The sequence below is a fragment of the Arthrobacter sp. Marseille-P9274 genome (genome assembly GCF_946892675.1).
Classification (GTDB): domain Bacteria; phylum Actinomycetota; class Actinomycetes; order Actinomycetales; family Micrococcaceae; genus Crystallibacter.
In genome coordinates, this window is record NZ_CAMPOV010000002.1 from 707,989 (window position 1) to 731,841 (window position 23,853).

The following is a 23,853-nucleotide window of genomic DNA, read 5'->3' on the forward strand; positions in this document are numbered from 1 at the left end:
ATAGCCGTCTACCGGTCCGTCCAAACCTGTCACAGCCAAAGCCCTTCCACCACCCGGTCGTCGGGGACTTCTAACTGACGTTCCGGGCACTGCAGCTCCAGGGGACGAAGACCTCACCCTTTCCTGTTCCGTCAGTCTGCACCCAGTCCCAGGTACCGGTAGACGGTGGCACGGCTGGCGCCAATGATCTTGCCTATGTCCGAGGGCTTGAGACCCTGAGCCTCAGCTCGTGGGCGCGCTTCACCTTCCAATCCCCCATGGTGACTTCCCGCCGTCCTGCCTTTCGCCCATTGGCCTCAGCTGCAGCCATTCCTGCCGTGGTCCGCTCGACCAACTGGTCACGTTCGAGCTGAGAGAACGCGGACATGACCGTAAGCATGGCCTTGCCCATCGCACCCGTGGTCGTGATGCCCTCGGTCAGTGAACGAAAGTGCGCGCCCCGCCCCTCGAGGTCATCGATGAGCGCCAGCAGACTTCGTGTGTTGCGGCCCAGCCGGTCAAGCTTCCAGACAACTACTTCGTCACCGTCTCGCAGGTGCTCGAGCATCTTGTCCAGCTCAGGACGTTCCGCCCGGGTGCCGCTCACCCCGTGGTCCGTAAAGATCCTTGTACAGCCCGCGTTCCTTAGCGCGGCATGTTGAAGGTCCACGTTTTGTTCCACAGTGCTGACCCTGGCATATCCAATGCTTGCCACAACCACCCGGGTCCTATCAAAGGTTGCATTTCTCGATTCCGAGACTAACAGCTGTGAGACATATTGATGAGACGAGCTAGTTTTCGGGAAACCGCCACTTTGCCTCATTCTGAACGACGACGACTCGGGACCGCCTGCCGTCTCAACGGTCCTCTTCTGAGACGAGTAATCCGCATCGTTCTCGCGAACGGACATCCTCGCTGGTTTAGCGTCTGGCCGCTGGGGCTGGGTCTAGGGCCCTGTACTGGCCTTCGAAGTAGAGGAGTGGGTTGAGCCGCTCGTCATGGGTTGTTCCCAGTTGGACGACGTGTCCGATGACGATGATGTGGTCGCCTGCGTCATGTTCGGCCTGGATCCTGCATTCGAGCCAGGCCACGCTTCCGTCGAGGACCGGGTTGCCGTCGCTGGTCGGCTTCCATGAGATCCCGGCCCACTTGTCTGCGCCGGGCGGGCAAACTGGCTGGACGTCACTTCCTGCGCTTTGGAGAGGACGTTCACCACGAACGTCCGGTCTCGCGGATCCGCGGGTAGGTGGTGCTGGTCTTCATAACGCTGAAGGACACCAGGGGCGGTTTCGACCGAAACGCTGTAGAACGACTGGCAGGTGAATCCGATCGGGTCTTGGCTGTCGTGGCTGGTTATGATCGTGATACCCGAGGCATAACCGGCCGACAGTCTTACGGAAGAACTCGTGGTCAATGCCGACCTTGCCGCTCTGGCCGATCTCTGGGTCAGTCCTCTGGTTGGTGTGGTTACTGGTGGGTGTCGTCACGCCGTTGCGGCCTTGTTGGTCGACAGCGGCAGGGTTGAGGCGGACTTGAACGGATATCATTCGTTGAGGTTCGCGAGTCGGGGGTCGAGCCCGTACTGGGCGGGGGCGCCGAGGTGGTCGCGCAGTGTGGTGCCTTGGTAATCCTGGTGGTAAATGCCGCGTTCCTGCAGGATCGGGACGACCTCGTCGACGAAGGTGTCGATACCGTCTTCGTTGACGTCGATGGAGACCCAGAATCCGTCGCAGGCGTCGGCTTCGAACCATTCCTGCATGTGGTCCGCAGTGTCCGACGCGTCGCCGACGGGGGTGGGGTGATAGTCGATGACGCCGTGTGCGAGGATGTCGCGGATGGTCCATCCTTCGCGGGCGACTTCCAGGGCGCGCGCGGAGCGGGGATCGAAAGGGCTGGGTTGTGCTGCGCTGATCTGCGCGGGTGTGAGGGGCTCATCGAGCTGGCTGGCGTCCAGCTGAAGGTTCAGCATCGAGCCTAGGTAGGGGACGCGGGATGCTGCTGTGAGCTCGCCGAGGCCGACGCGCCGGTCCAGGGCGTCGCGTTTGGTCTTGCCGATGGCTGGCATGACTCCGGCGAAGTACTTGATTTCGTCCGGGTTGCGCCCTGCACGTCGGGCTGCTTCACGGTATGCCTGGCGCTGCTTGCGGGCGTCCTCGATGGTGAACACGGCGGCGATGACACCGTTGGCGTACCGTCCGGCGAGTTCGAGTCCGTTTTCGCCCCCGCCGGCGGAGAAGATGACGGGCTGGCCCTGCTCGGACGGTGGGATGGGTAGCGGCCCGCGGGAGGCGACGTGCTCCCCTTGCAGGTTGATGGGTTGGATCTTGTCGGCGTCTGAGAAGCGCGCGGTCTTCTGGTCCTTGATCCATGCGTCCTGCTGCCAGCTGCCCCAGAGGGCTTGGGTGATCTGGATGGTCTCGTGCGCGCGTTGGTAACGCTGCGGCCGGGGTGCGACGGTTTGTCCGAAGTTCGCGGCAGCGGCAGGATCGCTGGTTGTCACGGCGTTCCAGCCGGCGCGGCCGTGGCTCATCACGTCGAGGGCTTTGAACTGGCGGGCGAGGTTGAAGGGTTCGTTGAAGGTTGTAGAGCCGGTGGCGACGAGGCCGATGCGCTTCGTGGCGCGGGCGATCGCCGCGAGGGTCATCATGGGTTCGAGGGTGACCTGGGGGGCCTCGTGATCCCCACCGGACTGCAGGCCGGGGAAGTCCGGAAGGAACAGGAAAGCGAATTTCCCGCGTTCAGCTGCCTGGGCGTAGCGTACCTGCGCATCGAAGCTGGTGTAGTTGGCGGGGTCGACGCCAGGGGCGCGCCAGGCGGATCCCTGTGATCCGTATCCGTTGCCCAGATGCATACCCAGAATCATGTGCGGCTTGGTCATTGGTTTTCCTAGTACAGCTTTCTCTCGTGGTGTTTGTGGTGGTGGTGGTCAGGGTGCTGTGGGAACAAGACCACGTCGCTGGGGATGTGTCGTGAGGGGATGTTCCGGCTTGTCCAGTCTCAACGTTGCCATTAGTGTGAAGGTCAAATCGCGCTGGACAATGAGTAGCTTGGAGGGCTTGTGCGTATCGGAGAGCTTGCGAAGAAGACGGGGGTTCCTGCCCGAATGCTGCGGTATTACGAGGAACAGGGCCTCATCTCACCCCGTCGTCTCGCTAACGGGTACCGCACCTATGATGACTATCTTGTCGATCGGGTGCGGAAGATCCGGGGACTGGTGGACTCCGGGATTCCCACACGAATCATTTCCGACATCCTGCCCTGCTTGGATCAGCCGCAGACCATCGTTGTGAGGAACGCGGAGCCCGGGTTGCGGGATCTTCTGACTCAGGAGCGGGACCGTATGACGGAAAAGATTGAGTTCCTCATCCACAACCGTGACTCGATCACCCGGTACATCGAGGCGATTGACCGTGCCGCTGTCTCTCCACGCCAGGCGGCGCAGGCTGGCTAGCCTCATCAGGGTCTCGGGCAGCCCGAAACCAAGGGGGCCGGAAGCTTCACGCTGATGCTTCCGGCTTCCGTTCACCCGGTGACCTTATGCCCGTGATGTCGTCTCGGTGGCCTTGATGTGGAGTCTCTGTTCAGGATTCGTCGGTTGCGGTGCGGGCTTTGCTGACAAAGAGCGTGCCGAGGATTGCTCCGAGGGCGAGGACCGCGGCGACGGTGAATGCGGCCCGTCCGGCGTCGATGCTCTGAGCGAGGTCGAGCGCGCCGGCATGGGATGCGTTCGCTCCGATGGTGAAGGCGGAGATAAGAATCGCCCCGCCGGCGGCACCGGCGAGTTGCTGAACAGTTGAGAAGGCAGCAGTGCCGTGGGAGTACAGCTCGGTGGGCAGTGAGCCGAGGGCTGATGTGGTCATGGGAGCCCACATCAGCGCCTGGGTTCCGGTCATCACCAGGTATGTGGCCAGAACCAGCCATACGCTGGTGTTCTCGTCGATGGTGGTGAGGGACCAGATGGAAGCTGCCCAAATGATCGACCCGGGAATCGCCAGCGGCTTGGGCCCCACCTTGTCGTAGATGCGTCCGCCCAGCGCGGACACGAGGGCGATCATCGCTCCGCCGGGGAAGAGGAACAGGCCCATCTGCAGGCTGTTCAGTCCGAGGACGGCAGTCAGGATGAGCGGTAGGACGAGGACCACGCCGAAACCGTTCATCGCGACGAACGTCATCACGATCGTCGGCAGGACGTAGGACCGCGTCTTGAAGATCCGCATGTCGAGGAACGCGTCCCGGTACTTCTGCAACCGGACCTGACGGTAAACGAACGCGCTGACACCGATCAGTCCGATGAGGATCGGAATGTACGGGGCGACAGGTGCGTGACCTGAGACTGATTCGCCGATGGATGCCAATCCGAAGACCAGGCCACCGAAACCGACGACGGACAGCAGTAAGGAAAGCACGTCCAGGGTTACTCGCTCGGGCACGGTGACGTTCCGCAGCTTCGCGGCACCAAGGGTCAGTGTCGCGACAATGATTGGCAGCATAAGGATGAACAACCACCGCCAGTTCAGCTGGGACAGTATCAGCCCGGAGACCGCAGGGCCGACGGCCGGCGCGATGGCGGGAACCGCCGTGACGAGGGCCATCATCCGCCCGCGACGCGAGACGGGAACCAGGCGCATAGTGGTCGTGATGAGCAGAGGCACGAACACCGCGGTGCCCACCGCCTGGATGATCCGACCGGCAAAGAGCACAGCGAAACCCGGAGCGGCGACAGCGATAACCGTGCCGATCAGGAACAGTGACATGGAACCCAGGAAGATCGCACGGGTATGGAACCTGCGCATCACGAACCCGGTGGCCGGAATCAGGACCGCCAGCGTCAGCAGGTATCCGGTCGTCAGCCACTGACCGGTCGTGGGAGTGATGCCCAGGTCGGTGATCAACGTCGGCAGGGCCACGCCCAACATCATCTCGTTCAGCAGGACAACGAAGGTCGAGACCATCAGCAGCCCGATAACCATCGCACTGCCCGGTGCCATCCGGTCATCGGACCGGACTGCCTGGGTGTCATCAACTGCCCCTTGGGGAGCGGTTTCTAAAACGGACTCGTTTGGGCTAGGTACCGACATGGGGCTCTCCTGATTGTGGAATGGTCTCGAAGCCGGGAATCACCTGAACGGCTGCGCAAGCGCAGTCGGCCACGCGGTTCCGGCGTAAACGTAGGCCCGAACCGAAGGCGAGCAGCCATGGTGCGCTCGACCCGATGGAAGGGATTCCCGTGAGTCGCGTGCGATGCGCGAATACGGGCATATATCCGCCCACGCGTCAGCATGCTCGAGCAGGGCGGGCAGGAATGAGGAACTCACCGGATCATCGTGCAACCTTCTCATTAGTGAGAAGGTCAAATTCACGTGGCCAATGTGACCGACTGCACTGCCCGGGAGGGTGCCCGTATCTTCTCTGCTGTCCCCGCTTGACCTTGACACTGTTGGAAGGTTTGACACTTGAGGTGCTCACTCAATCCACGGAAGGACTTTCATGAAGATCGGCATTCTCGGCGCAGGGTCAATCGGTTCGACGCTGGCACGCAAGCTCGCCGCAGCAGGGCATGAGGTGAAGGTCGCCAACTCGCGCGGACCGGAAACGATCGAGGCCGACATCCTCACGACAGGAGCAACTGCGGTCAACGCCTCCGATGTTGTGCAGGACGTAGAGGTCCTCATCACCTCGATCCCCCTAAACGGAATGCCGGCGGTCAAGCCCCTCGTCGCGAACCTTCCCACAGACGCGGTCGTCATCGACACGTCGAACTACTACCCGGCGAGAGACAGGCACGTGCAGGCACTCGAGGATGGACAGGTCGAAAGCCTGTGGATCACCGAGCAGCTCGGTCGTCCGGTGGCGAAAGCGTGGAACGCTATCCTGTCGGGAACCTTTGAAGCCAAAGGCGCTCCGGCAGGAGACCCAACCCGCTTGGCCATCCCTGTCGCGGCTGACCGTGACGCGGACAGGGAAACCGCGATGACACTGGTGGAGGACACCGGGTTCGATGCCGTCGACGCGGGCACACTCGCCGATTCCTGGCGTCAACAGCCCGGCGCCCCCGCATACTGCACCGAACTTAGACTCCAGGAAATGCCTGCTGCCTTGGCCGTAGCCGAAAAGGACGTGCTTCCAGAACGCCGGGACAAAGCCATGGCAGCCATCGGCGAACGAGTGGAGGCCGGGGATTTGTTGACCGTAGCCGACCTTGTGGCACTCAATCGGGCCATATACAGGTAGGAGGCAGCTCGCCCGCACCACGACCAAGGGGCGCGCATCACGAAGGAGAGCGCCATGGGACGTCTGGATAATAAGGTCGCGATCATCACCGCAGCGGCCGGCGGACAAGGCAAAGTCGAAGCGAAGCGGACGGCGCCACGGAGACAGGCCAACTTCCCAAAAAATAATTCATCGCCCGGCTGCCCAATTAGCCCCGAGGATATATGTTTCCGGCCTTGCCTATCCTCTTAGGTGTCCCGGCGGGCAGACCGGGTGGAGGCGGCTGAAAAGGCTACGAGGTCGCTTCACCCCTGTCTCGTCGTAGTCCTGGTGTTCCCCCGCGTCACCGAGTCCGGCTCGGTTTTGGATGCGTCATTTGCCTGCCGTCGATGGGTGCGGAGCTCGATTCATCCGGTTGTGGGATTGCTTGTAGCGGATGAGCAGGGTAGGAATTGCCGCCAGAGCAACGGTCGCTGCTCCGCATCCGAGGGCAGCAGCGTATCCGTGGCTGAGGAAGGGAGCGGCGGCCACGGGGCCGAGTAGTTGCCCGGCGCTGAAGGCAATTGTCAGCGTCGCGGCGGAACGGGGAACCTGCAGCTGCGACCCGGCAGCGACGGCCAGCGTAGTGATGCCTTGAAAGGTTCCTCCGAATATCAGACCGGCAGTGATGGCTGACCAGGCACCGGGAGCGACGGCCGGCAGGACCATGCCGGCGGCTTGGAGGAGCAGGGCCAGACGCATGATCGAAGCGGTCGGATAGGACTGTGTGAAGCGCCCGTAGAGGACGGAGGACGGCAAGGCTGCCAGCCCGACGAGGATCCAGACGCTGCTGCCCAGCCACGCCGGTGAGGTTTCCCGGATCAAGGCAACAAGGAAGGTGCCGGCGATAATGTATCCGAGCCCTTCGAGGAAGTAACTGAGCACGAGCGCAGCGAAGCCCGTCCGTCGGGGCGTCGCCTGGCTTTCTGGCCGAACGGGATGCCGGCCCTGCTGAGGCTCGGTGCTGGATGTTCCCAGGTGCAGGGTCCATGCCAGGGCGCCAAGGACGCTGGCAGCGCCCGCACAGAACCACCAGGTGGCGGCCCAGTTTTCGAGGCTTTCGACCGAGAGTACGAGCGCCCCCGACAGTGCGATCCCTCCCCCGATACCGCCGTATACCCACCCTGCGATGTGCTGGGGACGGTTGCTCAGGCAGGCAGCAATGGACCCGGCTATCGCAATGAAAACCAGGGCGCTGGAGATGCCGGACAAGAGCCGCGCGGCGGCCCAGACCGGCACGGCGGTGGTGAGCGGCATCGCGGCCAGGCTCGCCACCTGGACGGTAATCCATGTGCGGTAGAGGGCGGAGGTGGAGGCGGCTGCGGGGCACGCCAGGGCCAGCACGGCGCCGATCAGGTACCCGGCATAGTTGCCGGTGGCCAGTTGGGCGCCTTCGGCCGGTGAGAGCCCGGCCTGTTCCTGCATCATCGGCAGGATCGGGGTGAAGCAGAAACGGCCGATGCCCATCGCCATCGCCATCGCCGCCGCGGCCGGCAGGACGATGCGGTGGGTTCGCCGGATGATGCGGGAGGGTTTCACTGGTTCCTTTCGTGCTGCTGGTCGCCCTCAGGTTAGGAGCCCGGCACGGGACCAGTACAATGCCTTCTGCGCACGATCTATGCTTAGGAATCATGGATGTGGAAGTGCGGCACCTGCGCGCGTTTGTCGCGGTCGCCGATGAGGAATCCTTCACCTACGCGGCGTCCGTCCTGCATTTGACCCAGCCGGCGCTGACACGCACCATCCAGCAGCTGGAAGCGACGCTGGGGGTGAAGCTCGTAGCGCGGACCTCGCGAACCTTCGAGCTGACGGAGCCGGGACGGGAGTTCTACAACCGTGCCAGGAGGCTTCTCAGCGATCTTGACCGCGCGGTACAGGCAGTGCGGGGCAACACGGTGTTCCGTCTCGGATTCACATGGCTCCTGCCCTCGCCCTGGGCCCAGCAGACAGCCGCACGTTTCACGGAAGCCAGCGGCATGAAGGTTATCTTCGTACGGTGTGATCACCCGCCGGCAGCGTTGAGGCGGGGAGAAGTCGAAGCAGTGGTCGTGCGCTCCGGACAGCCGGGGTGGGATCTTGACGGCGTGGATCTGTTCGAAGAACCCCGGGTACTCGTCTGCTCCCGCCACTCACCCCTGGCCGACAGGCAGTCAGTGGCTTGGGATGAGGTTCCCCGGTGGCCGCTGGTCATCAATACCGCCAACGGCACAACGCAGCCCTCGCTGTGGCCGGAGGCAACTCTGACCGTCCTGGAAACCAGCAGCTACGACGAGTGGCTCGAATCCGTCGCCTCCGGTGCAGGAGTCGGCGTCATCCCCGAGATCGGCGCCAGACACACCCACCCGGAGCTGCACTTCGTACCGCTGAAAGACGCCCCGCCTGTCATCGTGCGCCTTGTCATGGCCCCGCACGTGCCCCGATCCGTCCGCCGCGACTTCCTTCACGCAACCCAGCAGGAATAAGCCACCGCGAACGGCTTCCATCCATGCGCGGCACGCATGGATGATGCGGCAACGGCATTTCCCCGGCGCTTCGGCCGGTCCCTAGCATGGAAGAAAGATCGTGGACAGGCCGGCGAGGTGACTCCCTGGGGGTAGATCCCGCTTCCCGTGCACCCCGGCCTCCACCACATGTCAACCCGCCGAAGCAGAGGGACTTACGCTCATGGCCGATCACTCATCCTCCGATCACAAGGATTCCGGTGCCCGCACCGGCGGACTGTTGCCTGCAACCGGCCTCTTGGCGGAGCTCGGGGCAAGCATCCCCTTGGTCGCCGCACCCATGGCAGGAGGTCCCAGCTCCCCGGCGCTGGTCCTGGCAGCCGCAGAGGCCGGAGGGCTCGGGTTCCTGGCAGGCGGATACAAGAAACCGGATCAACTCGCCGGGCAGATAACCGAGGTGCGCGCCGGCGTTGCCGCTTTCGGTGTCAACCTGTTCGGCGTCAACCTGTTCGCGCCGAACCCCGTACCGATCGACACCGACGCCTTCACCGAATACGCCCAAGCCCTCCGAGAACTGGCCGCCACCTACGACATCAACCTCCAGGACGTCGAAGCCCTCGAAGACGACGATGACTGGGAGGACAAGGTCGACATGTTGGTCGACGATCCTGTCCCTGTCGTCAGCTTCACGTTCGGGCTGCCTCCCGCCGAGGCTGTGCGCCGCCTGCAGAAAGCCGGCTCACTGGTGATCCAAACCGTAACCAGCCCCGGTGAAGCCGAACAAGCCGCGGCCCTCGGCGTCGACGGACTCGTAGTCCAGTCGTATAAGGCCGGCGGACACTCCGGAACCCTGACCCCGGCCACCCCTGTCGCCCAGATCCCCCTGACCGATCTCCTGACCCGGGTGCGTTCAAAGGTCGAGCTGCCGCTTTGGGCAGCCGGCGGGGTCTCAACCCCGGACGCCGTCCGCGACGCCCTTAGCCACGGCGCCGAAGCCGTCGTCGTCGGCAGCGTCCTCCTTCGCAGCCCCGAGAGCGGCGCCTCGACACCATACAAGGAGGCTCTGGCCGACGAGGACCGCACCGAGACCGTTGTCACCACTGCGTTCTCCGGCCGTCCCGCCCGCGCGTTGCGCAACCGCTTCACCGACCGGTTCCACCCGCTGGCCCCCGGCGGATACCCCGCCCTTCACCACTTGACCAGTCCCATCCGCAAAGCCGCCGCCGCCGCAGGGGACCCCGAAACGATCAACATCTGGGCCGGCACCGGATACCGTGACGCCACCGAAGAACCGGCCGCCGACATCCTCCGACGCCTGGCCGGAGCGCGCTAGCCGGCCTCAACACGCTTGCTCCAACTGCCAAGGAAAGACAAACCCATGCCACTGATCAACATCGACGTCATCGAAGGACGGACCGGGGAAGAAATTCAAACCCTCCTCGATACCATCCACAACGCCATGGTCGAAGCCTTCGACGTCCCGACCGAAGACCGCTACCAGATCCTGACTCAGCACCAACCGCACGAGATCACAGCCCTCGATACCGGACTCGGGCTGACCCGGACCCGAAACCTCGTCATCCTCCGTTTCACCAGCCGAAGCCGCCCCCGGAACGCCAAGGAAAACCTGTACCGGCTCCTCGCTGAAGGACTCCAAAAGAACTGCGGCATCAACCCCGATGACCTCATCGTCACCATCACCGAGAACGACGCCGCAGACTGGTCCTTCGGCCGCGCCACAGCCCAATTCCTAACCGGTGAACTCTAAAGGAACCGACCTTCCCGAAGCGCCGATAACGGCGCATGCGTAAGCCAGTTCCGCAGCTTGTGCTGCTTTCTGGCACATGTCTATCGGGATCTCCTCGTACGATTCGTGGTCTTGCTGATCCTTCGCCTGAGGCTGGACGAGGCAAGGGCGAGTTTTCCGGTTCGCCGGCGGCCTTACGCTCACAGGGCTTCAGGCATCGGGGCCCCGACCGCCGTCCACATCGGGCAGCAGCAGGCGGACCATGTCCCAGACGAGTGCCCCCACCATTCGGTGGGGGCACTCGTCGTGTCTGCTGATCCTGGACTGCGTCTTAGCCGAGCAGTGTGGTGATGAGCCGGATGGAGGAGGCGATGATGGCGATGAGCCCGATGGCGCCGAAGAGGTTCTGCCACCACTTGTTGCGGAGGTCTCCCATGAGGGATGTTTTGTTGGCCATGATGACGATTAGGACGCCGAGCAGGGGTGCGATGAGGACTGTCAGCGACTGGGCGATGACGATGAGGCCGACGGGCGAGGCCTGGAACGTGAGAGTGACCGCCAGGCCGAAGGCCAGGATGACTCCTGTGAAGATGCGGGCGGTCGGTGATCCCGCTTTGGCTCCCCGGCCGAGGGCGTCGGAGATCATGGTGCCGCCGGCGGTTGCGTTGGCGATCATGGATGAGAATGCTGCCCCGGAGAGGCCGAGGGCGAACACCATCGCGCCGGTGGGACCTGCCAGGGGCGTGAAGACGGAGGCGAGGGCGCCGATGGTTCCTGCTTCCGCGCCGGTTTTGCCGAGCACGGCGGCGGCGACCATGATGACGAGGACGGTCATGATGCCGGGTGCGACGATGCCGGGGATGGTGTCCACGAGGGTGATGTCGCGGTAGTCGGAGCGCGTGCGGCGGTGTTCCTTGACACCGTAGGAGGTGTAGAAGGCGGCGTTGATGGAGAAGTTGGTGCCGACCAGGGCCACGATGAGGATTTCGCTTCCCGGCGGCAGGCTCGGAACCATGCCCGACATGGCCCGGTACCAGTCGGGTTGGGCTACTACCGTGCTGGCGATGAAGGCCAGGCCCATGAGGACGACGATGACCAGGAGTGCCTTCTCCACGATGCCGTAGACGTTGCGGAAGGCAAGGACGAAGCCGACGGCGGCGGTGCAGACCACGGTCCAGAGGACAGGCGATCCGCCGAAAATCAGGGAGAGTCCCAGGCCGGATCCCACGGCGTTGCCGACGGAGAACATGAGCGTGATGCCGAAGACGCCGAAGCCTGCCAGCACGCCAATCCATTTGCCGAGGTGGCCTTTGATTGACGTGATCAGGGAGGTGGGGGTCGAGATGCCGAGGCGGACGCTCATGTCGGTGAAGAAGATCATGAGGATTGTGGAGACGGCGATGACCCACACGAGGGTGTAGTCGAACCGGCTGCCTGCCTGCACGGCGGTGGTGAGGTTTCCCGGCCCGAATTGCCAGGCTCCGACCACGAAGGCCGGGCCCATGAGGGCAAGGTATCCGAGGAACGTGCGACGTTTCTTCGTGGCGCCTTGGGCCTGGTTTCCTTGCTGGTTTGCCATCTGTTCTTCCCTGGTTCCGGGGTGGGCGATGGTCCTATTGTGCTCGCGCATCGGCGAGTCCTCCTTATACAGCGATACTGCTGGGTCGTCCTTGACCGGGTGGAGAGTAAGAGGCTGGGGAACGGGTGGCGGGCTAAGGGCCCGCCACCCGTAAGGATCCAAAGGAGCCGAGGATCAGACGGTAGCGGTGACGTTGCCCAGGTTTGCCGACTTCAGGGCGATGGCGATCTCCCGGCCAGCACCTTCTGCCAGGGGCAGAAGCGGCGGGCGGACGGTGGCGTGCTCGAGGATGCCGCGGGCGACCAGGCCTTCCTTGAGCGCGACCGTGCCTTCCATGTGGGAACCACGGTGGTAGACGTTCTTGGTGACCGGCAGGAGGCGGTCGTGGATCGCGCGGGCTGCCGTGTAGTCCTTGGCTTTGCCTGCGGCGATCAGTTCCACCAGCGGCTCCGGGGCAAGTCCGCCGTAACCGACCAGGGCGCCGTCGACGTCGAACATCGTGTGGAGGAGGTATTCGTCGTGGCAGGTGAGGATCTGCAGGTCCGGGTAGGTCGCACGCAGGACGGGGATCTCGGTGTCCCAGCGCTTCATGTTGCGGACGCCGTTCTTGGTGGCGAACACGCCTTCCATGCCGGCGATCTCCAGCTGGGTTTCCAGGTCGTAGGTAGCCTTCGTGGCATCCGGGTACTGGAAGAGGATCAGCGGCAGGCCGGAGGTTTCGAAGATTTCCTTGTACCGGGTCTGCGGCGCGCCCTTCTGGTATCCGAAGCGCAGCCAACCGTGCGAGGGATAAACCAGGCCTGCGGAAGCACCGGCTTCAACGGCACGCTTGGCTTCGAGGGCGGCGACGGTGTTTCCCTCACCGGTGATGCCGGCGATGATCGGGATCTCACCGTTGACGGCGTTCTTGAACTCGCGGATGACCAGTGCCTGCTCGTCCTGGGTCAGGAAGGTTCCCTCGCCTGCGTGGCCGAGAACCACCAGGCCCTTGACGCCTTCCACGCTGGCCAGCCAGCCGCCCAGCCGGTGGATGGCGGCAACGTCGACGCTGCCGTCGCGGTTGAACGGGGTCACGGGTGCGGGGACCAGCCCGCGGAGATCGATGGTCATGTCAGCTACCTCTGTCTTCAGTGATGGTCGGCGATCCCGCTAGAATGAAATCGTTTGCGGGAACGTTTTCAAGTTTGCAACGTGTCCCACGTCACTGTCAAGAGAACGTTTGCAAGAGGAGGAATAGAGTGTCTGTTAGACCCCTGCTACAGAGGAGAACAGCCATGGAACCGGCCGCCCCTGGCACCATCGTCACTCTCAAGGACGTTGCCGCCGCCAGCGGCGTGAGTATCTCCACAGCGAGCCGCGCGCTCGATGAACGGACACACTCGCGTTCGGCATCAGCAGCCCACGTCAGGAAGGTTGCCGAGGACCTCGGCTACCGCCGCAACTCCTTCGCATCCAGCCTCCGCCGCGGCGAAACACGCACCCTGGGCGTACTCGTTCCCCGGCTCAGCGACACCGTCATGGCAATCATGTTCGAAGAGCTCGAACGAGCCGCATCCTCCCGGGGCTACTTCGCCATGGTCGCCACCAGCGGAGACGACCCCGACGACGAACGCCGTGCCGCCGAAACCCTGCTGGACCGCAACGTCGACGGGCTGATCCTGGCCACCGCGCGCCTCGATGATGAACTGCCCCGCCTCCTGCGCCAGCGCAACGTCGCACACGCCCTGGTGCTCCGCACCGACGGCGTAAGCCCTTCGGCCCTCGGTGACGATGAAGTCGGCGGCTACCTCGCCGTCCGCCACCTCATCGACCTGGGCCACCGCGACATCGCCGTTGTCACCGGGCCGTCCTTCACCTCCACCGGAGTTGCCCGCCTCGCGGGCGCACGCAAGGCGTTAGACGAAGCAGGCATCACCCCGCGCGAACCCTGGCTCATCGCGGCCGGCTACGGCATCGAAGACGGATTCACTGCAGGAGAGGCGCTCCTGGCCCAGGAGACCGGAAAACGGCCAACCGCCCTTTTCGCCGCCAATGACAACATCGCCATGGGAATCATGGCAGCAGCCCACCGTCACAACCTGAAAATCGGCCCTGACCTGGCACTCGTCGGCTACAACGACACCCCGCTGTCTTCCAGGCTCCCCACTCCCCTGAGCTCCGTCCACGTCCACCTGGACCAAGTCGCCAGAACAGCCATCGAACTCCTCACCAACCCCAACCAGGAGCCGAGGATCAGGAAAACTATCCCCACACTTATCCCGCGAGAATCGAGCGGGCCACCGCGACAGCACACTGGCAGCCCCTCCTAAGGTGAACCCGGGAACGCCTCACACATATGAATGGCCAAGACACCCAGGTTTACCGGGCCACGTCCCGCGAGTTGAACGTCGGCGCCATGCTTTGGCGCCAACTATTGCCGCACTCCTCATCTATGAGTGATAGGCGATTCCGATGCGGAGATCGCACCGACGCCGATAACGGCGCCTATGTTTTGAGCTCTCCCTGCCGTACATATCAGCTGCAGTGGGTCCAATTTTCACCCGGCGACAGGAGCAAAAGAGACGATGCAAGCGGCGCTGGAGCCAAGCAGCCGACTTCAGCGCGGAGCCGCCATCTACCAGGGTGCCTTCTTCAGTGACGTCCCGCCTTGGTTGTCCCGAACATGAGTGTTTGCCGACTAATGTCATAGAACACGGTTTCGGCCGTGGAGAGCAGATCCTGGAGATTATCGGCGTCATCGGCGTCGATCGTCAGCACTTCTTCCCAGGCTCCCTCATCAAGGACGAGTTGCAATGTCCATGTACCCGGGGCGCCGGGATCGCCGGCCACCCAGCTGAACTGGTAGTGGCTGAGCTGGCGCACCCTGATGCTGTCATCGGTCAGCGGCTGCTGGGGGTGTGGTGTCATGGCATGTACTCCTTTGGGATCGGGCGCACCAATCCAAGCCGTTCCGGATCGGAGCGCCTGTGGCGGATCCGCGCGTGCAGTTCACTGCCGCAGCACGAATCCTAAGGATGCTTATTACTGTGACCCATCGGGTCTTCAATCACAACCCCTTTTTCAGCCCGTCGGCCGGGGCCAGCTCGTCGACAAAGGGGAACTGATCGGGGAAGCCGCCTCCTCCGCTACGCCCGCAGACCCAAGGTCACACGAGCGATGACGGCGCCACACCCCGAGCTCACCGAAGCAGGCAGCGAACCGGAGCGCCGATAACGGCGCATGTGTCTTTCCTGCACGGTGTCCCACCTCGGATGCAGCTGGCACTTTTGGGAGGCCGTTCCCTCCCCGGCAGCGAGCGCGTCATGCCCGATTCGGGCGCGTTCTCCGCCAGAGCCACGCCTGCCGTATCTGATCGTCGGGAACAAGGCCCTGGCGGACGAAACCGGACTTCGTGAGGACCGTCGCGGAGGCGGTCATGTGCGGGAGTGTGCGGGCCTCGACCACCGCCACTTCCGCCGTGTTGAAGGCAAGCTCCACGAGCTGACGGGCCGCAGCGGTGGCATATCCCTGCCCCCGGAAGCCGGGCGCGATCTCGTATCCGATTTCGACTGTCCCGTTCTTGGGCGGACCCTTGTAGCCACCGGATCCGACCAGCACGCCAGCCTGCGGATTTAGGAAGTAGTACATCCACCACCCCGCCTGGCTTGGATGCTCTTGCAGTGCTTTGAGTGTGAACTCAATGACCCAGGGGTACTCGGGCCAGCCGGCCGGGATGCTGACTCCCAGGACAGAAGCCAGGGACTCCCGCCCGCCGTGCAAGTAGGCGCCCAGATCATCCGACGTGGCTGTTCGAAGCTGCATCTGCACCGTTCCTTCTGCAGCAGTCACTAATGCCTCTCTGCTTCAGCGTAGTGAGGTAAGGCCCGGGCGCGCGAGGTCCGGGCACCGCAGCGCCGACCACGTCATCACAATACCTAGCCACACACCGATAACAGCGCGTATGTTCGGTGGCGGCGGCACATGTGCAGACCGTCCCCTCCGGAAAGTCTCGGAACGCTGTCCTCGGAGCCCTGCTCCCTCCTGCCCCTGACTGGAGATACTGGCTTACCTTTTGCGGCACCGCCAGTGAAACTGGTTGAGGTTCCTCTACAGTCAGCATTTGGCCATTGAACCTGGGCAGAGTCGAGCCCGGGACGATGACTTGGCGGAGTCCCATATTCAAAGGCGCAGGTATTCCTCGACAACACGCGGGCGCTCAGGACCGGCGAAACCGGTCCTGCTACGGTCCCGGGGAAGAGGACCTCAGGGGCCGCCGAGGCTCCGCCCAAGGTCGATGTTGCCCAGGTCCAGAACAGCGCCAATAAACAGCAGGAGAACGCTCAACCACACTCCACCCATGGCCAGGCGATCAGGCGCCCCCCAGCCGCCGGCTGCTTCTCCGGATGACCCGTCGATTCCTGTCCGCAGTCGGCGCCGCGCACGCCACATTGCGAAGCCCGCGAACAGGACAAGGGTGATTCCCCACCAGGCCCAGCCGGGCATGGCCGCCGCTGCCCCTAACATGGCCGTTCCATAGCGCGAGTACCGATCCGCATGCATCCCCACATGATCTGCCTCCCCCTTGAGTGCGTGATGGTCCGTCAGTGGTAGCGCCACCCGCGTTATTGGCCTGTTATCAGGCCACGCCCCACGCCCCATGCCTCCGAGCCGGAAGTCGTTACTGGTGGCCTCCGGCAATCCCGCACGGCGTCGTCGGTGGCCCGAGGACCCCCATCTTGTGTCGAGTAGGCGCGAGTTTGATCTAAACGGCGCACGTGAACGGGTGTGGCCTCCACCGATAACAGCCGCCTAAATTCTCGCGGGCCCTTGAGGGTGATTAACGCAATCTCCCTCGGCCCAGCTGATGTCGTGTGGTCCTCTGGATTCTCACCGGCGACTGGCTTCTTCGAAACACCCGGGAGTGTGCTGCGGGGCGATTTATTGCAGGTAAAGCTTGCTTTGCAAGCGTTTACAGTTATTCCAGCAGAACAAGTTTTGAGGATCCGCCCGGAGGAATCGCGCTCAGCGCCTCGTCTCGTACCTGGTTAGGACCACGCCGCCGGGAAACGTCCGCGTCTCCACCAGGTCCAGGTTCACCCAGTTGTCCAGCGCGGTGAAGAACGGCGTGCCGCCGCCCACCAGGACCGGATGGGTCACGATCGTGTACTCGTCGATCAGCCCGGCCCGCATTGCCGCCCCGGCGAGCGTTGCGCCGCCGATGCTCATCGGGCCGCCGTCCTCGGCCTTGAGCCGAGTGATCTCGGCGATCGCGTCGCCGGTAACCAGGCGGGTATTCCAGTCGACCTTGTCGATCGTCGAGGAGAACACCACCTTCGGCGTGTCCCGCCAGTTCCGCGCGAACTCGATCTCCGCCGGGGTGGCGTCAGGCTGTTGGTCGCCAGTGGGCCAGTAGGAGCTCATTGTCTCCCAGAGCTTGCGCCCGTACAGCGACAGGCCGCTCGCCCGCTCCTGGTCGAGCCACCACTGGAACAATTCGTCGCTCGGCTCGCTCCAGCCAATGTCGTCGCCGGCCGCGGCGATGTAGCCGTCCAGGGTCAGGTTCATGCCGTAGATCAGTTTCCGCATGGGGCCAGCCTTCCGTCAGTCGGTCTCCAGCGTATAGATCGGGCGCGCCGGGGTAAACAAACTCATCGGTGGGCAATCGCCGCCGGCCGGAATTGAATCGGCAGGTCCTTGGCATATCCCGAAGCTTTTTCCAAGGTGCCTGCCCCATACTTCCCTCACCCGTGTGGGCCCCACGAACCGGGAATCACGGTTCCGGCCCTGCGGCGTGAGGGGGAAGGACGGTAACGCCATGCGTGCCCGCCGGATTCTGCTTACCTTAGCCACTGCCGTCTGTCTCATCACCGCCGGATTCGTGCCCAGCGCCCGCGCGGCCATCCACTGGACGGAGAGCGAGGCACGGGGGCCCAACCACACCGATCGGGTGGTGCTGAGCTATGACGACTGCCCCAAGACCCTGACCTCCTTTGAGGAGGTGATCAAATACGCGAAAAAGGCAAACATCGGTCTGGTCATCGCACCCACGGGCGGATGCCTGGTGAAGTACAAAGAGAAATACGACGTCGACCTGGCGAGACTGGCCCGGTCCTATGGCCAGTACGTGATCAACCACAGCATCCACCACCGCGGGGACATGAAGACGCTCAGTTGCGCCGCGGTGGCCCGTGAGCTGCGGGCGCCCGGCGTCGTCACCAACTATGGACGCCCGCCATACGGCCGGATCGATGACTCGGTCCGCTGCGGCTACCGCCAGGCGGGCATGAAGCCGTGGCTGTGGACCAGGGGCAGCTATGACACAACCGGCAAGACCAAGGCGCAGGTGGTCTCCACCGTGGCGAAGATCGCCACCAAGGGCGGCACCATCCTGATGCACATGCAGTGGAACGGTTTCAATCCGGACGCCATCGGCAAGATCAAATCCAGGCTGGCCGACCGCGGGCTGAAGGTCTGCCGGGCCTGGCGCGGGGACGACACCAAAGGCGCCGTCGTCACCAGTCCCGTTCGGCTACCGTCAAGGCTTCCCTGCTAGGGGCTGCAGCCACCATCCCAGAAGCCGCCCCGTACTGCCGGCCGGAAGGCCGGCGCTGCACGCAAGGACGGCAACGCCTAGAATGACGACGAGTTCAAGACCGAGCACGGTGTGCCTCGGGGAGGGTGGTCGGTCGGTTACGAGTCGGGTGGTCCCGCGAGGTACGGGGCCTGGCCCCGTTGCAGCGCCGGATCCCGCACCCGGGCCCTCGGGACGAGGCGGTCTCCGCTAACGGGCGGCCGACTCCTCGTTCCGCATGGCTGCAATCACGCCGCCGTCGATCAGCAGGTCGGAGCCGGTGACGAAGGAACCGTCCCCCCAAGCAGGAAAGCCGCGGCGCCGGCAACGTCCGAGGGGGCCGGTGCGTCGTGCCGCGGAGGTCTCGATCATGTGGCAATATCCGTCTCCGTCCGGCCCGGCCATCTCTTCATGCGCCATGGGCGTGGAGATGTGTCCTCTCCGCCGTTGGCGGACTGGTACTGCTCATCGTTGGCATAGCTACCAGACCATTGTCCTGGGAGTCCTGGGATTCCTGCTGATGGGTGGAAGCGTCTATCGGCTTATGGCTCTCCCCAGGCCTGAGGATAATCGACGACGATGACCACAGCCCGGGAACCCGAGCATGGGCAAGCCTCATGCCCGCTCGCCCGGACGGCTGCCGTGAGTGGCTGCCAGAGCGGCCTTCACGACGCCTGCCGGCGTGCCGGTCTGTTCCAGAGCCCGGCGTTGGTACCGGGCGCCGGTTCCCCTGGCTATGACCTGTTTGAGCAGCGCTTTGACCCGCTCGTCATCTCCGCTGTCGGCCAATGCCGGTACCAGGTGTGTGATCAACGCTTCCAGCACCTCGCCTGCCGGCCGTGGAACACCGGTAATCGGGTGAAGCAGTTCCCCGGTAATGCCCGTCCTGCTCGCCCGCCAAGCGGCCAACCGAAGGACGGCCGCGGGAACGCGAACCGGCGCCACCCCTGCATTCCATTCCCTGGCACCGGTCTCCACCAGAGCCCGGCACAAGCCCGCTATGAGTACCGCGTCATCCGGATACAGGCACACGTCAGCCACCCGGATCTCCACGGTCGGATAATTACGAGACAGCCGCGCATCCAGGTAAAGCATGGCCTCATCAATAGGCACTTCCGTATCCAGCATGGCCCGCAGACACTGACGGTATATATCTACGGACCCGTAAATCTCGGCCGGTCCGGCCATTGGCCACCGCCCCAGGGACTGGATCCGGTAGCTGCCATAACCGGTATCGCGGCCCTGCCAGAACGGCGAGTTCGCGCTCAGGGCGATGAGCACCGGAAGCCAGTTGCGGATCCGGTCAAGCACGGCCACGCCCTCCTCATCCGAGGCGACACCCACGTGCACGTGACAGGCACATGTCAGCTGTTCACGGGCAATGAGACCGAACCGTTCCGCCATCGCGCGCACCCGCGGCACGGGAGACAGGTGCGGTGTAAACGGCAGAACCGGCGTCGCTAACGCCGCTGCCCGTACCCCCGCCGCGGCAGCCTGGCCATCAGCCAAAGACCTGCCCCTGAGAATGTCTTCGGCCAACTCGTCGAGACGCGAATGCACCGGAGTGATTACTTCGATCTGCTCCATCTGCAGCTCCGACACCAGCCGGATGCCCGATTCCTCGAACCCGCCCCGGCCCAGAACCTCTTCCACCCGGGCCGTGATGGCACCGGTACCCTCCTCGACCAGCAAGAGTTCCTCTTCGACACCGAAAGTACGCACCGGCTCAGCCTAAAACATCACCCAAACCCCGACACACCAATCCGCGGCATCGAGGTGGATGGACCAAACTATGGGGAGTCGCCTGCCCGAAACCGGTTGCCGGACAGACGCGAGACGGGTTAGGGGGCTCTCACACGTGTAGCTGGTTTCTTGGGGAGGGTTTCACCGACCCTTCGGCCACACCGACCTGTTCATCCTCATCCGCCGAGGACCCGCATGTGCAAGCGGCTCAGCCGGCGCCCTCCTGCGCGCCCTCGGCGAGGCCGCCCTCGATGCCGCCGAGCGAGACCGTCGCACTCATGAGCGTTTCGGTCATCTGCTCCAGCACGGCCATGTCGACGTTCCCGATGGTGTCGCAGGCCCGGTGATAGCACTCGTCGTACTGCACCCCGGCCTGCCCGCCGAACACGCGCGCCTCGGCCTCGCTCTTGGTCCCCGCGTCGCCGGTGAACAGGCCCCCGGCCGGGATGCCGCCTTGCACGAACGCGTCGTAGTCCGAATCCGCGATGAACCCGAACGGCAGCGCCTCGACCCCCTCGGCACGCAGGATGTCCTGCAACACCCGTTCGACGGCGGCCGACCCCTCGGGCCCGGCTTCCTCGCTGTCCGAGCCGTCGCCGTCGTACACGAACACCACCGCGTTCGGCGAGCCCACCACGTCGACGTTCAGGTACGCGACGTGCGCGGCGGCCTCCGCGCGGGAGAGCTCCTCGACGTAGTGTTCCGAGCCGTGCATTCCGTCCTCCTCGCCGCCCCAGAACGCGAACCGAATCCGCTCCCGCGGCACGGCGCCCTCCGCAGCGAGCCGCAGCGCGACCTCAAGCACCGCGGCGACCCCGCTGCCGTTGTCGTTGAGCCCGGGCCCCTCCTCGACCGAGTCCAGGTGCGCGCCGAGCACCAGCACGCTCCCGGAACCGCTGCCGGTGTCGGCCAGGATGTTGAACGCGTCCACGTTGCGCCGGCCATAGCTGAACTCCTGCCGCCGCGGCTCGTACCCCGCCGCCCGCAACTGCTCCTCGACGTACGCCGCGGACGCCTCGTAGCCCCCGGTGGCGTCGGCCCGGTTCCCACCGTTCGCGTCCGCAGCCGCCTGCAGTGCCTCCAGGTGCCGCGTCAGTCCACTAGGCTCCACCACCTCGCGCACGAAAGTCGGGTCAGGCGGGGGCTCAACGACCACAGGCGGTCGCGGGTCGCCCGAACATGAGACAACGCCGCCGGCCAGTGCCGCACACAGTGCAACGGTCCACAGCCGGGTGCGGTGATGAGAATGGTTTTGGAAACGCTGCCGAACGGATTCTGCACGTCGCATGTCGACTCCCCCAAGTCTGCGTCCTGGACGCGGGTCGGTTGTCTGGTGGACCCGGCAGCAGGCGATTCTGCAGCGGAACCGGCGGCCGGAGCTGTTGTTACACGATGGTTCGGACGATGGGATCTAGCAGGATTGCTTGCAGTACCTCCACGGTCGGGCCGGGCCATAAGACTCTACTGTGGCCAAACTGTGAAAAAGCTATGGAACAGGACGGCAACGATGGCGGGAAAGGCTCATGGGTGAGCCGCTCCGCTAAAGAAGCCTTTTCGGCGCCTTGCGGCCCTGTCGTCTTTCGCTCACCGGGTGCGAATGACCGTTACTGGGAGGCCGGCTGCAGCTGCCGGCCCGCTCCCTTCGCATGAGAATGCGGCAGCATTGAGTGACCGGACCGCAGGGAGTAGCGTGGCCCCTATCGACAACCCGTATCATCCTCACTCCGGAGCAATCATGGCACACGTGAGATGTCGGTTCGCGGCCTTCGCGGCGGCTCTGGTCATGACCAGCAGCGGCGTCGCTACCAGCCCCGCATTCGCCGATCAGGCGGACCCCGACAAGAGTTCGACCGCCAGAGGGTATGGCGGCGCAGTCAGTACCGTGGACCCGGAAGCATCAGCGGCGGCGGTTTCGGTCCTTCGCGAGGGCGGCAACGCGGCGGACGCCGCCGTAGCCGCCGCGGCGACACTCGGCGTGACTGAACCGTACAGCGCAGGAATCGGCGGTGGCGGCTACTTCATGTTCTACAACGCGGAGACCGGGAATATTGGCACGATCGACGGCCGCGAGACCGCACCCGCGGCAATGCCGCACGACGCGTTCATCGACCCCGCGACCGGCGAGCCCTACCGCTTCACCCCGGAGCTCGTCACCAGCGGCGTCTCGGTTGGCGTACCCGGCACCCCGGCCACCTGGGAGAGCGCACTCGACCAGTGGGGAACGCTGGACCTCGGCGAAGCGCTCGAGCCTGCCATCGAGGTCGCCAATCGCGGCTTCGTCGTCGATGAAACGTTCCGCCAGCAGACCCTCGACAACGAGCTCCGCTTCGCCGCCTTCACCTCGACGAGCAGTCTCTTCCTCCCGGGCGGCGACGCACCCGCCGTCGGCAGTGTATTCCGCAACCAGGATCTCGCGAAGACGTACCGGCTCCTCGCGAAGGAAGGCACGGAAGCCTTCTATGGTGGGCCGCTTGCGGCGGAAATTGCGGCCACCGTACAGGATCCGCCGAAGACAGCCACCACACCCCTGCCCGTCCCGGTCGGCCACATGACGACGGCGGACCTCTCCGCATACCGCGCCCTGGATCAGGCTCCGACCCACGTGGAGTACCGCGGCCTGGATGTCTACGGCATGGCGCCGTCGAGCAGCGGAGGCACCACTGTCGGCGAGGCGCTGAACATGCTGGATACGTTCAACCTTTCCGAGATGTCCGCGCCCGACGCCCTGCACCACTACCTCGAGGCAAGCGCGCTTGCCTTCGCCGACCGCGGCAAGTACCTTGGCGACCCGGCTTTCGTCGAAGTTCCCACCGACGAACTCACGGACCCCTTGTTCGGCAAGGAGCGCGCCTGCCACATTGACCCGCAGCGGGCTGCCGTGAAACCTGTCGCGCCCGGGGACGTGTCCTCGTACGACGGCGTGTGCCCGGCTTCCGCGGCGGCGCCGGCCAACGAGGAGGACACCGAGAACATCTCGACGACGAACCTGACGGTCGCCGACAGGTGGGGAAACGTCGTCGAGTACACCCTCACGATTGAGCAGACCGGCGGATCCGGCATCGTGGTGCCCGGCCGCGGGTTCCTGCTCAACAACGAGCTGACCGACTTCACGACCGTGTATGACCCAGCCGACCCGAATCGGATCGACCCGGGGAAACGCCCCCGCTCCTCAATGTCGCCGACCATCATCCTCGAGGACGGCGAGCCCTTCCTCGCGCTCGGCTCGCCGGGCGGCTCGACGATCATCACGACCGTGCTGCAGACCATCCTGAACCGGGTGGATCTGAAGATGGACATCCCGGAGGCGATTGCGGCCCCGCGGGCGGCGCAGCGAAACACCCCCGACGTCACGGCCGAGCCGGAGTTCATCGACGCCTATGAGAGCGAGCTGGCACGATACGGCCACAAGCTCGTCCCGTCCGGGGACTCGTTCAGCTCGGCGGCAGAGATCGGCGCTGCGACCGCAATCGAGTTCCTGTCCGACGGGAGCATGATCGCCGCGGCCGAACCCGTGAGGCGCGGCGGCGGCTCGGCAATGGTAGTCGAACCGTCGCCCTGAGCCTCG

Annotated in this window: 20 protein-coding genes and 1 pseudogene; 8 read left to right on the forward strand and 13 right to left on the reverse strand. The window is 64.4% G+C overall.

Going from position 1 to position 23,853, the window contains the following annotated elements:
- Positions 1 to 193 precede the first annotated feature (193 nt).
- From OC550_RS16485 to OC550_RS16490, 3 genes and pseudogenes are all read right to left on the reverse strand, one after another.
- On the reverse strand, positions 194 to 649 hold the full coding sequence (locus OC550_RS16485) for a recombinase family protein (RefSeq protein WP_262106998.1): 456 nt from the start codon (positions 647 to 649) through the stop codon (positions 194 to 196).
- A gap of 250 nt (positions 650 to 899) precedes the next feature.
- Positions 900 to 1,393: pseudogene (locus tag OC550_RS22395) on the reverse strand (flavin reductase family protein).
- A 129-nt stretch (positions 1,394 to 1,522) separates the two neighbouring features.
- Entirely contained in the window at positions 1,523 to 2,857 is a 1,335-nt protein-coding gene (locus tag OC550_RS16490; RefSeq protein ID WP_262106999.1) for an NtaA/DmoA family FMN-dependent monooxygenase, read from the reverse strand.
- 180 nt (positions 2,858 to 3,037) lie between these two features.
- Here OC550_RS16490 and OC550_RS16495 point away from each other — a divergent pair, with 180 nt between their 5' ends.
- Positions 3,038 to 3,430, forward strand: coding sequence for a MerR family transcriptional regulator (locus OC550_RS16495; RefSeq protein WP_262107000.1), 393 nt, complete (start codon positions 3,038 to 3,040; stop codon positions 3,428 to 3,430).
- A gap of 130 nt (positions 3,431 to 3,560) precedes the next feature.
- Here the strand turns inward: OC550_RS16495 and OC550_RS16500 are convergent, their stop codons facing one another.
- Positions 3,561 to 4,967, reverse strand: a complete 1,407-nt coding sequence (locus OC550_RS16500; protein WP_262107001.1) for a DHA2 family efflux MFS transporter permease subunit — start codon at positions 4,965 to 4,967, stop codon at positions 3,561 to 3,563.
- Positions 4,968 to 5,466: 499 nt separating this feature from the next.
- Here OC550_RS16500 and OC550_RS16505 point away from each other — a divergent pair, with 499 nt between their 5' ends.
- On the forward strand, positions 5,467 to 6,210 hold the full coding sequence (locus OC550_RS16505; RefSeq protein ID WP_262107002.1) for an NADPH-dependent F420 reductase: 744 nt from the start codon (positions 5,467 to 5,469) through the stop codon (positions 6,208 to 6,210).
- 351 nt (positions 6,211 to 6,561) lie between these two features.
- On the opposite strand, the gene OC550_RS16510 is transcribed toward OC550_RS16505, so the two are convergent.
- On the reverse strand, positions 6,562 to 7,767 hold the full coding sequence (locus OC550_RS16510) for a YbfB/YjiJ family MFS transporter (RefSeq protein WP_262107003.1): 1,206 nt from the start codon (positions 7,765 to 7,767) through the stop codon (positions 6,562 to 6,564).
- A 92-nt stretch (positions 7,768 to 7,859) separates the two neighbouring features.
- Between OC550_RS16510 and OC550_RS16515 the strand changes: the two genes are divergently transcribed.
- The 3 genes from OC550_RS16515 to OC550_RS16525 all read left to right on the forward strand — a co-directional run bounded on the left by OC550_RS16515 (position 7,860) and on the right by OC550_RS16525 (position 10,437).
- A complete protein-coding gene (locus tag OC550_RS16515; RefSeq protein WP_262107004.1) occupies positions 7,860 to 8,690 on the forward strand; it encodes a LysR family transcriptional regulator in 831 nt (276 codons plus the stop codon).
- 202 nt (positions 8,691 to 8,892) lie between these two features.
- Entirely contained in the window at positions 8,893 to 10,002 is a 1,110-nt protein-coding gene (locus OC550_RS16520) for a nitronate monooxygenase family protein (protein WP_262107005.1), read from the forward strand.
- A gap of 45 nt (positions 10,003 to 10,047) precedes the next feature.
- Positions 10,048 to 10,437 carry a tautomerase family protein gene (locus OC550_RS16525; protein ID WP_262107006.1) on the forward strand — a complete coding sequence of 130 codons (390 nt, stop codon included), beginning with the start codon at positions 10,048 to 10,050 and terminating at the stop codon, positions 10,435 to 10,437.
- Positions 10,438 to 10,747: 310 nt separating this feature from the next.
- On the opposite strand, the gene OC550_RS16530 is transcribed toward OC550_RS16525, so the two are convergent.
- Positions 10,748 to 12,046, reverse strand: a complete 1,299-nt coding sequence (locus OC550_RS16530; RefSeq protein ID WP_262107007.1) for an Nramp family divalent metal transporter — start codon at positions 12,044 to 12,046, stop codon at positions 10,748 to 10,750.
- A gap of 123 nt (positions 12,047 to 12,169) precedes the next feature.
- Positions 12,170 to 13,105: a dihydrodipicolinate synthase family protein gene (locus tag OC550_RS16535; RefSeq protein WP_262107008.1), complete on the reverse strand. Its 936-nt coding sequence runs from the start codon at positions 13,103 to 13,105 to the stop codon at positions 12,170 to 12,172.
- Positions 13,106 to 13,269: 164 nt separating this feature from the next.
- Between OC550_RS16535 and OC550_RS16540 the strand changes: the two genes are divergently transcribed.
- The gene (locus OC550_RS16540) at positions 13,270 to 14,304 is read left to right on the forward strand and encodes a LacI family DNA-binding transcriptional regulator (RefSeq protein WP_262107009.1); all 1,035 of its coding nucleotides are present in this window, start codon (positions 13,270 to 13,272) and stop codon (positions 14,302 to 14,304) included.
- Between the two features lie 322 nt (positions 14,305 to 14,626).
- Here OC550_RS16540 and OC550_RS16545 read toward each other — a convergent pair whose 3' ends face one another.
- The 3 genes from OC550_RS16545 to OC550_RS16555 form a co-directional block, all read right to left on the reverse strand.
- Complete coding sequence (locus tag OC550_RS16545; protein WP_262107010.1) at positions 14,627 to 14,902, reverse strand: hypothetical protein; 276 nt, start codon at positions 14,900 to 14,902, stop codon at positions 14,627 to 14,629.
- A gap of 393 nt (positions 14,903 to 15,295) precedes the next feature.
- A complete protein-coding gene (locus OC550_RS16550) occupies positions 15,296 to 15,796 on the reverse strand; it encodes a GNAT family N-acetyltransferase (RefSeq protein WP_262107191.1) in 501 nt (166 codons plus the stop codon).
- A gap of 1,200 nt (positions 15,797 to 16,996) precedes the next feature.
- Positions 16,997 to 17,560 carry a dihydrofolate reductase family protein gene (locus OC550_RS16555; RefSeq protein ID WP_262107011.1) on the reverse strand — a complete coding sequence of 188 codons (564 nt, stop codon included), beginning with the start codon at positions 17,558 to 17,560 and terminating at the stop codon, positions 16,997 to 16,999.
- Between the two features lie 229 nt (positions 17,561 to 17,789).
- Here OC550_RS16555 and OC550_RS16560 point away from each other — a divergent pair, with 229 nt between their 5' ends.
- Positions 17,790 to 18,527: a polysaccharide deacetylase family protein gene (locus OC550_RS16560; protein ID WP_262107012.1), complete on the forward strand. Its 738-nt coding sequence runs from the start codon at positions 17,790 to 17,792 to the stop codon at positions 18,525 to 18,527.
- A gap of 228 nt (positions 18,528 to 18,755) precedes the next feature.
- Here the strand turns inward: OC550_RS16560 and OC550_RS16565 are convergent, their stop codons facing one another.
- From OC550_RS16565 to OC550_RS16575, 3 genes are all read right to left on the reverse strand, one after another.
- Positions 18,756 to 18,917 (reverse strand): hypothetical protein, encoded by a 162-nt coding sequence (locus OC550_RS16565; protein ID WP_262107013.1) that lies wholly within the window; start codon positions 18,915 to 18,917, stop codon positions 18,756 to 18,758.
- 243 nt (positions 18,918 to 19,160) lie between these two features.
- Positions 19,161 to 20,267: a glutamate--cysteine ligase gene (locus OC550_RS16570; protein ID WP_262107014.1), complete on the reverse strand. Its 1,107-nt coding sequence runs from the start codon at positions 20,265 to 20,267 to the stop codon at positions 19,161 to 19,163.
- A 229-nt stretch (positions 20,268 to 20,496) separates the two neighbouring features.
- A complete protein-coding gene (locus OC550_RS16575) occupies positions 20,497 to 21,402 on the reverse strand; it encodes a M20/M25/M40 family metallo-hydrolase (RefSeq protein ID WP_262107015.1) in 906 nt (301 codons plus the stop codon).
- Positions 21,403 to 22,023: 621 nt separating this feature from the next.
- Between OC550_RS16575 and ggt the strand changes: the two genes are divergently transcribed.
- Positions 22,024 to 23,847 (forward strand): gamma-glutamyltransferase, encoded by a 1,824-nt coding sequence (gene ggt, locus OC550_RS16580; RefSeq protein ID WP_262107016.1) that lies wholly within the window; start codon positions 22,024 to 22,026, stop codon positions 23,845 to 23,847.
- The last annotated feature ends 6 nt before the right edge of the window (positions 23,848 to 23,853 follow it).

What these genes read in the sequence shown, in the direction of transcription:
- OC550_RS16490 (WP_262106999.1), bottom strand. Translation starts at nt 2,857, where the DNA reads ATGACCAAGCCGCACATGATTCTGGGTATGCATCTGGGCAACGGATAC.
- OC550_RS16500 (WP_262107001.1), bottom strand. Translation starts at nt 4,967, where the DNA reads ATGGCACCGGGCAGTGCGATGGTTATCGGGCTGCTGATGGTCTCGACC.
- OC550_RS16505 (WP_262107002.1), top strand. Translation starts at nt 5,467, where the DNA reads ATGAAGATCGGCATTCTCGGCGCAGGGTCAATCGGTTCGACGCTGGCA.
- OC550_RS16515 (WP_262107004.1), top strand. Translation starts at nt 7,860, where the DNA reads ATGGATGTGGAAGTGCGGCACCTGCGCGCGTTTGTCGCGGTCGCCGAT.
- OC550_RS16520 (WP_262107005.1), top strand. Translation starts at nt 8,893, where the DNA reads ATGGCCGATCACTCATCCTCCGATCACAAGGATTCCGGTGCCCGCACC.
- OC550_RS16525 (WP_262107006.1), top strand. Translation starts at nt 10,048, where the DNA reads ATGCCACTGATCAACATCGACGTCATCGAAGGACGGACCGGGGAAGAA.
- OC550_RS16530 (WP_262107007.1), bottom strand. Translation starts at nt 12,046, where the DNA reads ATGCGCGAGCACAATAGGACCATCGCCCACCCCGGAACCAGGGAAGAA.
- OC550_RS16535 (WP_262107008.1), bottom strand. Translation starts at nt 13,105, where the DNA reads ATGACCATCGATCTCCGCGGGCTGGTCCCCGCACCCGTGACCCCGTTC.
- OC550_RS16540 (WP_262107009.1), top strand. Translation starts at nt 13,270, where the DNA reads ATGGAACCGGCCGCCCCTGGCACCATCGTCACTCTCAAGGACGTTGCC.
- OC550_RS16545 (WP_262107010.1), bottom strand. Translation starts at nt 14,902, where the DNA reads ATGACACCACACCCCCAGCAGCCGCTGACCGATGACAGCATCAGGGTG.
- OC550_RS16550 (WP_262107191.1), bottom strand. Translation starts at nt 15,796, where the DNA reads ATGCAGCTTCGAACAGCCACGTCGGATGATCTGGGCGCCTACTTGCAC.
- OC550_RS16555 (WP_262107011.1), bottom strand. Translation starts at nt 17,560, where the DNA reads ATGCGGAAACTGATCTACGGCATGAACCTGACCCTGGACGGCTACATC.
- OC550_RS16560 (WP_262107012.1), top strand. Translation starts at nt 17,790, where the DNA reads ATGCGTGCCCGCCGGATTCTGCTTACCTTAGCCACTGCCGTCTGTCTC.
- OC550_RS16565 (WP_262107013.1), bottom strand. Translation starts at nt 18,917, where the DNA reads ATGATCGAGACCTCCGCGGCACGACGCACCGGCCCCCTCGGACGTTGC.
- ggt (WP_262107016.1), top strand. Translation starts at nt 22,024, where the DNA reads ATGGCACACGTGAGATGTCGGTTCGCGGCCTTCGCGGCGGCTCTGGTC.